This window comes from Alkalicoccus saliphilus (assembly GCF_003044065.1).
Taxonomy (GTDB): Bacteria; Bacillota; Bacilli; order Bacillales; family Salisediminibacteriaceae; genus Alkalicoccus; species Alkalicoccus saliphilus.
In genome coordinates this window covers 1-12,062 of record NZ_PZJJ01000053.1, presented here as the reverse complement: position 1 = coordinate 12,062, position 12,062 = coordinate 1, and the positions used below count along the sequence as shown (strand labels likewise).

Annotated in this window: 11 protein-coding genes and 1 rRNA gene; 2 read left to right on the top strand and 10 right to left on the bottom strand. The window is 49.8% G+C overall.

Annotated elements, in window-relative coordinates; genetic code table 11:
• Positions 1-476: 476 nt before the first annotated feature.
• The 3 genes from C6Y45_RS16610 to moaC all read right to left on the bottom strand — a co-directional run bounded on the left by C6Y45_RS16610 (position 477) and on the right by moaC (position 3,250).
• Complete coding sequence (locus C6Y45_RS16610; protein WP_107586344.1) at positions 477-1,925, bottom strand: MDR family MFS transporter; 1,449 nt, start codon at positions 1,923-1,925, stop codon at positions 477-479.
• A 153-nt stretch (positions 1,926-2,078) separates the two neighbouring features.
• Positions 2,079-2,723 (bottom strand): redox-sensing transcriptional repressor Rex, encoded by a 645-nt coding sequence (locus C6Y45_RS16605; protein WP_107586343.1) that lies wholly within the window; start codon positions 2,721-2,723, stop codon positions 2,079-2,081.
• Positions 2,724-2,755: 32 nt separating this feature from the next.
• The gene (gene moaC / locus C6Y45_RS16600) at positions 2,756-3,250 is read right to left on the bottom strand and encodes a cyclic pyranopterin monophosphate synthase MoaC (protein WP_107586342.1); all 495 of its coding nucleotides are present in this window, start codon (positions 3,248-3,250) and stop codon (positions 2,756-2,758) included.
• Positions 3,251-3,398: 148 nt separating this feature from the next.
• On the opposite strand from moaC, the gene abc-f reads away from it, so the two are divergent.
• Positions 3,399-5,300, top strand: coding sequence for a ribosomal protection-like ABC-F family protein (gene abc-f / locus C6Y45_RS16595; protein WP_107586341.1), 1,902 nt, complete (start codon positions 3,399-3,401; stop codon positions 5,298-5,300).
• Between the two features lie 1,004 nt (positions 5,301-6,304).
• Here abc-f and tsaD read toward each other — a convergent pair.
• From tsaD to C6Y45_RS16565, 6 genes are all read right to left on the bottom strand, one after another.
• Positions 6,305-7,321, bottom strand: coding sequence for a tRNA (adenosine(37)-N6)-threonylcarbamoyltransferase complex transferase subunit TsaD (gene tsaD, locus C6Y45_RS16590; RefSeq protein WP_107586345.1), 1,017 nt, complete (start codon positions 7,319-7,321; stop codon positions 6,305-6,307).
• Positions 7,318-7,773, bottom strand: a complete 456-nt coding sequence (gene rimI, locus C6Y45_RS16585) for a ribosomal protein S18-alanine N-acetyltransferase (protein ID WP_107586340.1) — start codon at positions 7,771-7,773, stop codon at positions 7,318-7,320. The genes tsaD and rimI overlap by 4 nt, the downstream gene beginning before the upstream one ends.
• Complete coding sequence (gene tsaB, locus C6Y45_RS16580) at positions 7,760-8,470, bottom strand: tRNA (adenosine(37)-N6)-threonylcarbamoyltransferase complex dimerization subunit type 1 TsaB (protein WP_107586339.1); 711 nt, start codon at positions 8,468-8,470, stop codon at positions 7,760-7,762. Before tsaB ends, rimI begins: the two co-directional genes overlap by 14 nt.
• Complete coding sequence (gene tsaE / locus C6Y45_RS16575; RefSeq protein WP_107586338.1) at positions 8,467-8,922, bottom strand: tRNA (adenosine(37)-N6)-threonylcarbamoyltransferase complex ATPase subunit type 1 TsaE; 456 nt, start codon at positions 8,920-8,922, stop codon at positions 8,467-8,469. Before tsaE ends, tsaB begins: the two co-directional genes overlap by 4 nt.
• Positions 8,923-8,941: 19 nt before the next feature.
• Positions 8,942-9,907, bottom strand: a complete 966-nt coding sequence (thiL, locus tag C6Y45_RS16570; protein ID WP_107586337.1) for a thiamine-phosphate kinase — start codon at positions 9,905-9,907, stop codon at positions 8,942-8,944.
• A gap of 109 nt (positions 9,908-10,016) precedes the next feature.
• Positions 10,017-11,153, bottom strand: a complete 1,137-nt coding sequence (locus C6Y45_RS16565) for a trans-sulfuration enzyme family protein (protein ID WP_107586336.1) — start codon at positions 11,151-11,153, stop codon at positions 10,017-10,019.
• A 258-nt stretch (positions 11,154-11,411) separates the two neighbouring features.
• Between C6Y45_RS16565 and C6Y45_RS16560 the strand changes: the two genes are divergently transcribed.
• Complete coding sequence (locus C6Y45_RS16560; RefSeq protein ID WP_107586335.1) at positions 11,412-11,915, top strand: flavodoxin family protein; 504 nt, start codon at positions 11,412-11,414, stop codon at positions 11,913-11,915.
• Between the two features lie 59 nt (positions 11,916-11,974).
• On the opposite strand, the gene rrf is transcribed toward C6Y45_RS16560, so the two are convergent.
• Positions 11,975-12,062: ribosomal RNA gene (gene rrf / locus C6Y45_RS16555) — 5S ribosomal RNA — on the bottom strand; the annotation flags it as partial.

Sequence of the window (12,062 nt, the reverse complement as noted above, 5' to 3'; positions counted from 1 at the left end):
GGACATATTTCTTTTTGAGTTCTTCGATCGCTCCTTCTTTATCCCCCATCCCGGTTCACCTCCTTTGGTTTTACTTAGTATAAGGAACTGGTCTTACTTTGTCCAAAGGAATTAGGGGGCCGGAGAGATCCGCCCTGGAAAAGAGCCTATAATGATTAATCGATGGCTGTAATGATTAAAAGTTCCTTTAATGATTAAACAGCCGGCTATAATGATTAAACCAGCCCCGCTAAAGTTTATACCTCTTTCTATAATGATTAAAATACCCGTTCACATAGGACAGCGACCGTTTCGGCAATGACTCCCACTGCTCCATGACGAAAAAAAGAACCGCAGCTTCACGCTGCGGCTTGCTTTTTTCCGGTAATAACTCCCTGGACAGTTATAAGCCCTGCTTCTTTCTTTTCTGTAGATCCTCATAGGTCCAGTCTGTAATAAACATGCATCCCGGCTCGTGGGTAATGTGAACATTTACACTACCTAGCCTCTGCTTCTTCTTCGTTTTCTTCTTCCTCCTGGCGCACGGCTTCCTGCTTCCGGTGCTCCCGGCCGAGCAGCAGGCCGGCGGGAATGGAGATAATACAGAGGAACGCTATGATCAAAAACCCTTCGTTAATCGCTGTCAGAGTCGCGTCTTCGATGGCACCACCGTTTCCGGCGAAAATCTGGCCGCGGCGCACTTCAAAGTAGATGGATACAAAAACGATACCGAGTGCCGAGCTCATTTGGCGGAACACGTTGTTCATCGCTGAGCCGCGGGAAACAAGATCCTCCGGAATGGCATTCATGCCCGCCGTAGTGGCCGGCATCTGGCTTAATCCCATACCAACACCTCGGAGCGCATTAAAAATAATGATCGTCCATATGGATGTTTCCAACGTCATAAAACCGAGTGCTGCTGTTCCGAGGGCCATAATAGATAATCCGAGGGTTACCGTCAGTGCCGGCCCCCTCTTATCAAGCATTCTCCCGCCGATTGTCATAAATATTCCGGCTAAAAGTGCTGCCGGAAGAAACGTCAGGCCGGTCATAATCGCCCCCATACCGTATACCGTCTGAATAAGAAGTGGAATAAGAAATATACCACCGAACAGGCTGATGGAACTGATCATGGCCACCCAGACGCTGTAGGAATATGCTTTTGCCCGGAAAACGGACAAATCGAGGAGTGGATGACCGACGCGGTTTTCGATTTTAACAAAAATGATCAGCGCCGCTGCCCCGAAAACAATGAGTACGAGGTTGACGGGATTGTACAGCTGCGAAAGCTCCGACATACGCCCGAGTGCAAGAAGTACGGCACCGACACCGAGTGTCACCGTCAAAAAGCCCCAGCGGTCAAAGCGGATGTCCTTCACTGTGTCTGTCTGTTTTAAATAAAAATAAGAAAATACAAGTCCGAGTATGCCGCTCGGCAGATTGCTTAAAAAGAGCCACTGCCACGTGCCGAGTTCGATAATAAGACCCCCGAGAGTCGGCCCGATCGTCGGCGCCATCATCGCCGCAATCCCCCAGACTCCCATCGCCACTCCCCGCTCGTTGCGGGGGAAAACGGAGAAAATCAAGGCGAGGGAGAGCGGCATCATGACTCCTCCCCCTACTCCCTGCAGTCCGCGGAAAAAGATGAGCGACGGAAGGTTCCAGGCGAGCGACCCGAGGATAGACCCTAAAAGAAACACAGCAAGCCCGCTCATAAACAGCTGTTTCTTACCGAATTTATCCCCAAGATAGCCGGTGAGCGGCATCGTCATCCCCATCGTAACCATAAAGATGGTGATTACCCAGCCGGCAGCAACCGCATCCGCATCAAACAGCTCCATGAAATGCGGAACCGCAGGGTTAAGCATGCTGTTGTTTAATACAATTGTAAATGTTCCAAGAAGAACAGCTATTACGACAAGCCATTTCTCCGGTATTTTCCCCATAGTGTCACCTTCATTTTTTCGATTCACGAATAATACTGTCTATTTTACCACGTTCCGCCATCTCCTGCTTCCAGTCACAACGTTAAACAGGGTCCGGAATGGAGGTTTAAAGATCCAAAAAAAGCCGCCGCAGTCCTGCCGCGGCGGCTTTTCTTATGATTCGGAGAGCGGATAATGCTTTAAGAAATAAATAAGCGACTGCAGCTCCACCGACAGATCGATGTGATGAACCCGCACGTCGTCCGGAAGTGACAGCCGCGCCGGGGTAAAGTTTAAAATTCCTTTAATCCCCGCTTTGACGAGATCTTCCGCGATCCCCTGGGCATACTTTGCAGGCACCGTCAAAATGGCCACGTCGACTTTTCCTTCCACGTGCTCCTTTAAATCCTTAAAGTGGTGGACAGGTACATCCCCGATCATTTCTCCTACGATCGACTCCTCCACATCAAATGCCATTTCGATGCGCGTATTGTTGCTCTTGCTGAAATTGTACTTTAAAAAAGCCGTTCCGAGATTACCGACACCGACGAGTATCACTTTCGTCAGCTCGTCCTGGTCGAGCGTCTTCCGGAAAAAGGACAGCAGGTAATTAACGTTATACCCGTAGCCTTTTTTTCCAAGCGCGCCGAAATAGGAAAAGTCCCGGCGGATCGTCGCCGAATCAACTTTCACTGCCTCGCTCAGTTCCGATGATGATACCCGGTGCTTGCCGGATGCCTGAAGACCTTCCAGAAAGCGGTAGTAAAGCGGCAGACGCTTTGCTGTCGCCTGTGGAATCTTTGCCTGATCGATATCCATTCAATATCCCCCTGTCCTCGTTTCTGCCAGAATTAGTTTTCTTCCTGCGGGCGGATGAAATCCCCGCTTTTTCCGCCGGTTTTTTCTGTTAAGTACGTCGGTCCGATGACCATGCCCTTGTCGAGAGCCTTGCACATATCATAAACCGTTAAAGCAACGGCGGACACGCATGTTAGCGCTTCCATTTCCACACCGGTCTTACCTGTCGTTTTGACAGCGGCGGTAATTTCCAGCGTATATGTTTGAGCTTTCACATTCCAGTCGAACGAAATGTCAATACCGGAAAGCGGAAGCGGGTGGCACATAGGGATAATCGTAGAGGTCTGTTTCGCTGCCATAATACCGGCAACCTGCGCTACAGCAAGAACGTCCCCTTTGCCGATCCGGCCGGCCTGGATTTTTTCGTAAATTTCTTCATTTACGCGGATGCTCGATGCCGCACGTGCTGTACGCGACGTCGTGTTTTTATCGCTTACGTCCACCATGTTCGCACGGCCCTGCTCGTTAAAGTGTGTGAATTCACTCATCTGGAGACCCCCTTTACCATCCTTCATTGTACACTATTACAGATGTTTGTGCATAATGCTTTATCTCCAAGTTGCTCCCGCTCCGTCCCCTCGTGTACACTTGAGTCAGAGAAACGCACGGAATTTATACGAAAGAAGGATGTTTAGCATGATTTTACTTCAATGTTCCCAGTTGTCCAAGTACTTCGGGTCTGAAAAAATATTGTCCAACGTGAAGATGGAAATTAAAAACCGTGAGCGCGTGGCACTTGTCGGCCGGAACGGCGCCGGCAAATCGACGCTTTTAAAAATTTTCTCCGGTGAGCATACGTACGATGAAGGAAGACTGATGATACCTAAAGGCGTCTCCATGGGCTACCTCGCTCAGGACAGCGGGCTCGACTCCGACCGCTCGATCTGGGAGGAAATGCTGACGGTGTTTGAAGAGATCCGCACAATGGAGAAGGAACTCCGGAAGCTGGAAGAAAAAATGGCCGGCGGGGATGAAAAAGTGCTTGCCGACTACGACCAGCTGCAGCAGAAATTCCAGCAGCGCGGCGGCTTTCAGTATGAAGCGGATATCCGCAGCATTCTGTCCGGGCTGAACTTTGCCGGCTTTGATTATACAACGCCGGTTTCCTCTTTAAGCGGGGGACAGAAAACACGGCTCGCACTCGGTAAGATGCTCCTGTCGCGCCCGGATCTGCTTATTCTCGATGAGCCGACAAACCATCTCGATATCGACACGCTCACCTGGCTGGAAAACTATCTTTCCAGCTATGACGGCGCGGTATTGATTGTTTCCCACGACCGGTATTTTCTTGATAAAGTCGTCGACTCGGTCTACGAACTTTCCTTCCATCAGACAAAGCGCTTCACGGGCAACTACTCCCGTTATCTTGAAGAAAAAGCTGCGATGATGGATCAGGAAATGAAAGCTTTTGAGAAGCAGCAGGAAGAAGTTAAAAAGATGGAGGATTTCATCCAGAGAAACCTTGCCCGCGCCTCCACCAGCAACCGGGCGAAAAGCCGCCGGAAGCAGCTGGAGCGGATGGATAAAATGGACCGCCCGAAAGACGATGATAAATCGGCTTCTTTTCAGTTTCATATTGACCGCCAGAGCGGCAACGATGTGCTCATGCTGGATCACGTGGCCGTCGCCTACAACGATTCGCCGCCGCTGATCCAAAACATTTCCCTGGACCTTTCACGCGGCGAAAGCGTCGCACTCATCGGTCCGAACGGGATCGGCAAGTCCACGCTTCTTAAAGCGATTACCGGACGATTAAAACCGGCCGCAGGAACGATCCGCTACGGCAGCAACGTGTCGATAGGCTATTTCGACCAGGAACAGACCGAACTCACGTCCAATAAAACGGTCCTCCATGAACTGTGGGATGAGTATCCACAGACGAATGAAAAAGATATCCGTACCGTGCTCGGCAACTTTTTATTCAGCGGGGACGACGTCTTAAAAAACGTTCTCGATTTAAGCGGCGGGGAAAAAGCCCGGCTCGCTCTTGCCAAGCTGATGATGCAGAAGGCCAATCTGCTCGTTCTCGATGAGCCGACAAACCATCTGGACCTCGACAGTAAGGAAGTACTCGAAAACGCGCTGATCGACTATCCGGGAACGATTATTTTCGTTTCCCACGACCGGTACTTCGTCAACCGGATGGCCACCCGGATTGCCGAACTTACTCCGGATGCCGCTACGAGCTACCTCGGAGACTATGATTACTACGTGGAAAAGAAGGCGGAAACGGCAGAACTCGCCCGGCTCGCAGCCGAAGAAACCGAGCAGAAAGAAGAATCCCCACCCGCAGCGAAGAGTGACTTTAAGCGGAATAAAGAAAAACAGCGGGAAGAACGGCAGAAACAGCGCCGTATTGAAGAACTGGAACAGTTTATAGAAGCAGAAGAAGAAATAGCTGCCGGTATCGAAGAGGATCTCTGTCTTCCGGAAAATTTTCAGGATCACGAAAAGTCGCTTGAACTGAACGAAAAACTGAGCGAAAGCGGCCAGAAAATTGAATCCTGGATGGAAGAATGGGAGTCCCTTCAGGAGTAGTGGAAAACCCTGTGGAAAAGTGTCTTTTCCACAGGGTTTTTATTGATCAAAAACGAGTTATAAAGTCAATCATTGATTAGTCCTGTTTTTTGATGAATACTGGTTACTAACAGACTTATACACATATAAACAGCCTCAACCCCGCTTTCATATAAGGTTATACACAAAATACCTCACTTATCCACAGATTATCTGTTAACAACTTCTATCCCTCTGCGAAGCCTTCCCCGGAGTTTTTACACATTATCCACAGGTTGTGCGCAGCCTGTTATTAACATTACTTTTTCGGTTAATTATTCACACTATTTCGTGTATTTATCCACAAAGAAGGAGCATATGCTTCGAAGCACCAACTTTTCTATCATAAGAAACGTTTTATGTATCCACATATGAAAAATATTCATTTTCACACTTAGTTTCTGTACGAATTCCCTTCCCTAAAAACGTTATAATCTGCTTAATAAAAGGCTGCCTTGAAAATTAAAAACGACGCTCTGCTTTCGTTTCCATGGAGAAGCTTTCCAAGCGCGCCGGCCTCAGCTGATTCTGTCCTCCTTTTGTCAGTCAGAGTGGGGCTCGTCCTTCATCGCTCTGGAGCCCCTCCATGTCCACTACAGCTTCCGGTAAAAAGGACCAAGCATAAAACAGGCTTCGTTCCACCTGTTTGGATAAGAGGTGCCCTTATTGGAAAGGGATTTTTTTATTTCTCATAGTGCAATGATTCTGCATGAATGTCTCTGTTAAAGCTCCGGGTTGTTTTTGAAGGCTGCCTGGGTGGTAGTTTTATAAAATAAAGAGCAGCGTTTACGAAAACGAAGCGGTAACCGGTCTTTGGAAGAAGGAGATTGGAGGATAGGGCGCAGCCTACCCGAAAATCTCCTCCACGGCCTGCCGGTTGAAAGCGAAATGTTTTATCAGCCGTCTGCGAACTTTAACATAGCTTAATAAAAAAATACCTGCACAGTGTCCCAGGCTGTGCAGGTATCATTTGTTAATTTTATTGTTTAAAAAGATTCCAGCGCCAGCCCGGGCACACCGTTCAGTCGGTCGTCGGCGAACTGGCCTTTTTCATATAAAAAGTGCCCGGCACATGCGATCATCGCTGCGTTATCTGTACATAAAGAAAGCGGTGGAATCGTCAGCTGAATGCCTTCCCTGTCTGCCGCTTCCTGGAGCGCCCCGCGGAGTCCGCTGTTTGCAGCAACACCACCGGCGAGAAGCAGCCGGTCTGCCCCGTACTTCTTCACCGCCCGCATCGTTTTTGTAACGAGCACGTCCGACACCGCTTCCTGAAAACTTGCCGCAATTACTTCCGGAGCAATCTCTGTGTCTTTCTGCCGGGCATTATGGAGCGTATTGATTACAGCTGACTTTAAGCCGCTGAAGCTGAAATCAAAGCTGTCTTCCTCAAGCCACGCCCTCGGAAAATCAATGTCCGCCTCTCCGGTCTGCGCGAGTTTATCCACCCGCGGCCCGCCTGGATAAGGAAGTCCGATCGTCCGGGCTACTTTATCGTATGCTTCTCCAACAGCATCGTCGCGGGTTTCCCCGATCAGCTCATACTGGCCGTGTTCCTTCATATAAATCAGCTCTGTATGGCCCCCGGATACAACGAGTGTCATCAGCGGGAACTCAAGCGGCTTCACGAGATGATTGGCGTAAATATGGCCGGCAATATGATGCACGCCGATAACCGGCAGGTCGTGGGCAAAGGCGATCGCTTTCGCCGCATTCACTCCAACAAGCAGCGCACCGACAAGACCGGGCCCTTCTGTCACGGCTACCGCGTCAATGTCCTCAAACGTAACCTCCGCTTTTTCCATTGCTTCTTCCACAATAAGTGTGATCTGCTCTACGTGATGCCTTGAAGCAATTTCCGGTACCACACCGCCAAACCGTTTATGGCTTTCCATCTGGGAGGAAATAATACTGCTTAAAATCGTGCTTCCTCCCTGAATAACCGCCGCTGCCGTTTCATCACAGCTCGTTTCTATGCCTAATATAATAGTTTCTTTTTTCATGTCAGTTTCACCCACATTACGAGTGCATCCTCATTGTTGTCAGTATAATACCGTTTGCGGATGCCTCCATTTTCGAATCCAAATTTTCTGTACAGCGTCTGTGCCGGCTCGTTGGAGACTCTTACTTCCAGGCTCAGCGTATCGGCCCCGAGCATACGGGCCATTTTTACCGCCGCTTCCATGAGACCTTCTCCGACGCCCATCCGTCTTGCTTCCGGGTGGACGGCGATGTTCGTAATATGGGCGTCGCCTACAATCACCCAAAGGCCGCAGTAGCCGATCACTTTTCCGCCCGACTCGGCAATAAAGTAATACGCAAACTGATTTTTCTTTATTTCCTGATGAAAAGCTTCCCGTGTCCACGGGGTCGTAAAGCTTTCGGCCTCCACTTCCATCACACCGTCAATATCAATAACATCCATCAGCCGGATACGGACTTTATTTTCTTTCATGCTGCTGCTCTTTCTGCTTTTCCCGCCACTTTGCTTCCGCTTCTGCAAGGCGGAGATAGTTTGGTGAAAACAAGTGGGCGGCCGTTCCTTCTTTGTCTGCGGCAAGACAGGCAAGGGAAGAGGGTCTCGGCAGGTGATCCTGGGGCACTGCCGGCGTGTACAGCGGCCCCAGTTTTTCCTGAAGAAGATCTTCATGTTTTTCCACATCCGGGCTGAGGGCAGTCACCGGTTCTCCGAGACGCCGGATTTCTTCCAGCCACTCCTCATGCAGGATGATCCGGTCTTCCTTCAGCTGCACGAGCCTCCCGTTTTCCCATCGGTAAAGACCGGTAAACACCTGGCCGCGCCGGGCATCAAAAAAAGGACTGATTATTCCCCCCGTATACCGGCCATTAAAGGCGAGGACTTCCAGGGAACTGACGCCAATCACCGGAATACCAAGCGCCCAGGCCATGCTTTTCGCCGTCGTGACGCCGATCCGGACACCTGTATAGGAGCCCGGTCCTTCCGCTGCCGCTACAGCATCAAGGTTCCCCGGCTTCCATCCGGTTTCCTGCATAATGGAACGTACCGCCGGCATCAGACGGATGGAGTGGTTTTTCTTCACATGCGTAATGTATTCCGCGACAGGCCGGCTGTTTTCCGTCAGGGCTGCCCCCATCACGTACGTGGACGTATCAACTGCTAATAGTTTCATGCCTTTTTCCACTCCTCCAGTAATTCTTCCCAGCGGCTGCCGAACGCTTCTGCTTCAATTTCACGAGTTGTTTCTCCTTTATAATAAAGACGAAGCGCGAGGTACTCCTCCGGCAGCTGGTCTTCAATCATTTCCGGCCATTCAATAACGAGCACCCCGTCCCCTTCCATATACTCTTCCAGACCGAGTTCCTCCATCGTATCTTCAAGACGGTAGGCATCCATATGATAAAACGGCAGCCGCCCAGCGTATTCCTTCATAATGGTAAATGTCGGACTGTTTACTGTTTTCGTTACGCCGAGAGCAGCCGCCAGCGCCTTTGTAAATGTCGTTTTCCCGGCTCCAAGGTCTCCGGAAAGGGTAATGACATTTCCCGGCTGCAGCATCTTCCCGAGCTGTTCTGCCAACTTTTCTGTTTCTTCAGCGGTGGTTGTTGTCCACACGTATTTCATATCGTCCACTCCATTTTATTTAAAAATGCGTATAGCCGCCGCCCAGCAGTTCACTCCGGCGTCCGCTGCGCTCCAGCCAGACCCGGCCCTTGCCTTCTTCCACGCTGCCAATAATATAAAGCGGAAGATTCCGCTCCTCTAACTCTGCACACGTTTTTGGTGAAGCGGTGCCGATCAGACAGAAATCTTCCCCGCCGCGGAGCAGCCATTCTTCCTGCTTTTCGTCCGAAAGGAAGGCAAAACGGTCAACTTCCGGGAGCTTTTCCCATTCAATGTTTACGTCGACTCCGCTCGCTTCGGCAATTTCCTTTGATTCGTGCGCTGCTCCGTCACTGACATCATTCGCAGCAATCCGCTTTCCGCTCTCTACAAAGCCCCGTCCGTACTTCACATGCGGGTCCGGAGATTGATGAGCCTGTATAAAAGGGTCTTCGTCATCCCACGCCTGTTTTCCTTCCTTCAGCAGTCGGTCGAGTCCGGCTGCCGCGTATCCTATTTTTCCTGTGAGAAAGAGCAGGTCTCCCGGTTCTGCACTGCTTCTGAGAAGAGCCCGGTCCTTTTCAACCCGGCCTGTCACCGTAACCGAAATGACAAGCTTTTCTTTAATAGAGACGGTGTCCCCGCCAATGAGATCCATTGGATACTTTTCAGCGAGACCTTTCATTCCTGAATATATTTCACCGATTTCCTCCTGCGTCCATCCGCTTTTCGGAACAGCGATCGATACGATAAAATAAAGCGGCACAGCTCCCATCGCTGCCAGATCACTGACATTCACAGCGAGTGCTTTTCTGCCGATTGCCTTTAGAGGCATCGTTTCTTTTGTAAAGTGGACATCCTCCACCATCGTATCCACCGCAAGGACGGTATCGTACCCTGCTTTTTCCCGGACGACCGCTGCATCATCCCCGATTCCCGTTATCACTTCTTTATGATAATGAAAACCCGGAGAGATGGAACGGATCCATTCAAACTCATTTTTCATACAGGACGTCCGCCTTTCACCGAATTTTTACCGCTTTTCATTATATCAACTGCAGTCGGGAAAGAAAAGGAAATGAAAAAGGAGGACCGCTGCCGGCCCCCTTTCTCTATTATTCTCCCCGGCTTTTAAGTGCCTGTTCAAATACTTCGATAATGTCCCGCTCATCTTCTATTCCAACAGAAATACGGATCATCTGTTTCGTCACACCGAGCATTTCCCTCGTTTCTTCCGGAAGCGGCCGGTGGGATGTTGCAACAGGATACGTGACGGACGTTTCCAGGCCTGCAAGCGTCGGAACAACTTTTACCCAGTCCAGATGTTTTGAAAACGCCATGACATCCCGGTCGTCTTCCAGCTCAATCGTTACTACCGCACCGTTACCCCGGGCAGAGGCTGCGGAAGGATAAAATACTTTTTTCACTCCTGCTGCCCCGCCGAGGGCTTTCGCAAGAGCTTTCGCATTTGCACACTGTTTTTCCATGCGGAGGCTGAGCGTTTTTAGTCCCCGTACACCGAGCCACGCGTCGAACGGTCCGATGTTACTGCCGAGCATGGACACCTTCGCTTTTGCTTTCTGCATGAGTTCCGCACTTCCCGTCACAACCCCTGCTGTTACGTCGCTGTGCCCGCCGATATACTTTGTCGCACTGTGTGCTACAATGTCCGCCCCCAGTTCATGCGGACGGATCAAATACGGCGTTGCAAACGTATTATCGATCATCAGCTTTATATTGAAAGACGAAGCAATCTGTGCCAGCCCTTCGATATCCTCCACCCGCAGCAGCGGATTTGTAATTGACTCAGAATAGAGAAGTTTTGTGTTTTCTTTTACGGCTCCTTCAATTTCTGCGCGGTCTTCCATATTAACAAAACTGACTTCAATTCCAAAATCCTGCAGGTCCGATGAAAACAGTGACCACGTGCCGCCATAGAGATCCTGAGTTGCAATAATGTGATCCCCGGACTTCGCACAGGCAAGGACGCCGGCAAGAATGGCTGAAAGCCCTGAAGCGGAAGCTACTCCTGCCTCCCCGCCTTCCAGTTCTGCCGTCCCCCGGCCGAGATCATCGCTGTTAGGATTCCCCATTCTCGTATATAAATACGATTTATCTCCGTTGAAGTACTGCTCCATATCATCGAAATCTGAAAATGTAAAAGCCGAAGTCTGGTAAATTGGTTTTGTTTTGCTTATTTCCTTCGCTTTTTCCTTCGCTGGAAAATGGACATTCTGTGTATGAAAATGCATAATCATCTCTCCTTTATAAAAAACACTGCCTTACTATCATACCTTATTTTCCGCTGAATGAACAATCCTCTCTCTACTTCACACGTCCATTTTATTTCCAGAAAATAACTCAAAAGAAGGATATTACTGCTGGATGATGGAATATATTTAAGAGATATTAAAAACAGAGACGGACATCCATCGAACGGAAAAGCACTTTTATCTTAGACGGAGATGTTTCACACTGCCAGAGCTGATTAAGAAGGGAGACGATTTGAAATGAAAACGGGCATTATCGTTCATTCCCATACCGGTAATACAAGAGGCGTTGCAGAAATTCTTCTGCAGAAGCTTGAGGATAACGGCTGCACAGTGGAAATGCGGAAAGTGGAAGCTGTTAATGAAGATCCGAAGGCCGGGGGCCCGGTGAAACTAAAACACGTACCGGATCCGGATGAGTTCGATTTTCTCATTTTTGCAGCACCTGTCCGGGGCTTTAATCTTTCCCCTGTCATGGCTGCTTATTTGCAGGAAATCCCGACGCTGCACCATAAAAAAGCAGCCTGTTTTGTGACAGAGTTTTTTCCGTTTTCCTATATGGGAGGCAGGCAGGCTGTCGACCGCATGTCAAAGCTCCTGGAAGCAAAGGAGGTTTCCCTGCTCGACAGTGGCATCATCAACTGGTCCCGTCCGACCCGGGATAAACAAATCAGAAAGCTTACCGACAGACTCGCTCTGCTCCCCGTTTCATCTGAAAGCTCTCCCGAAGCCAATAACCGGTGATCTTAAAAATTACTTCCAAACAAAAAAAGCACGCTGCCATGGGCAGCGTGCGGGTAGTGACCCAGCGACGTCCTACTTTTGCAGGGGGAGAGCCCCCAACTATCATTGGCGCTGGAGAGCTTAACTTCCGTGTTCGGCATGGGAACG

Bases quoted from the DNA above. Each gene is read 5' to 3' on its own strand.
- C6Y45_RS16610 (WP_107586344.1), bottom strand. From the start codon at position 1,925: ATGGGGAAAATACCGGAGAAATGGCTTGTCGTAATAGCTGTTCTTCTT.
- C6Y45_RS16605 (WP_107586343.1), bottom strand. From the start codon at position 2,723: ATGGATATCGATCAGGCAAAGATTCCACAGGCGACAGCAAAGCGTCTG.
- moaC (WP_107586342.1), bottom strand. From the start codon at position 3,250: ATGAGTGAATTCACACACTTTAACGAGCAGGGCCGTGCGAACATGGTG.
- abc-f (WP_107586341.1), top strand. From the start codon at position 3,399: ATGATTTTACTTCAATGTTCCCAGTTGTCCAAGTACTTCGGGTCTGAA.
- tsaD (WP_107586345.1), bottom strand. From the start codon at position 7,321: ATGAAAAAAGAAACTATTATATTAGGCATAGAAACGAGCTGTGATGAA.
- rimI (WP_107586340.1), bottom strand. From the start codon at position 7,773: ATGAAAGAAAATAAAGTCCGTATCCGGCTGATGGATGTTATTGATATT.
- tsaB (WP_107586339.1), bottom strand. From the start codon at position 8,470: ATGAAACTATTAGCAGTTGATACGTCCACGTACGTGATGGGGGCAGCC.
- tsaE (WP_107586338.1), bottom strand. From the start codon at position 8,922: ATGAAATACGTGTGGACAACAACCACCGCTGAAGAAACAGAAAAGTTG.
- thiL (WP_107586337.1), bottom strand. From the start codon at position 9,907: ATGAAAAATGAGTTTGAATGGATCCGTTCCATCTCTCCGGGTTTTCAT.
- C6Y45_RS16565 (WP_107586336.1), bottom strand. From the start codon at position 11,153: ATGCATTTTCATACACAGAATGTCCATTTTCCAGCGAAGGAAAAAGCG.
- C6Y45_RS16560 (WP_107586335.1), top strand. From the start codon at position 11,412: ATGAAAACGGGCATTATCGTTCATTCCCATACCGGTAATACAAGAGGC.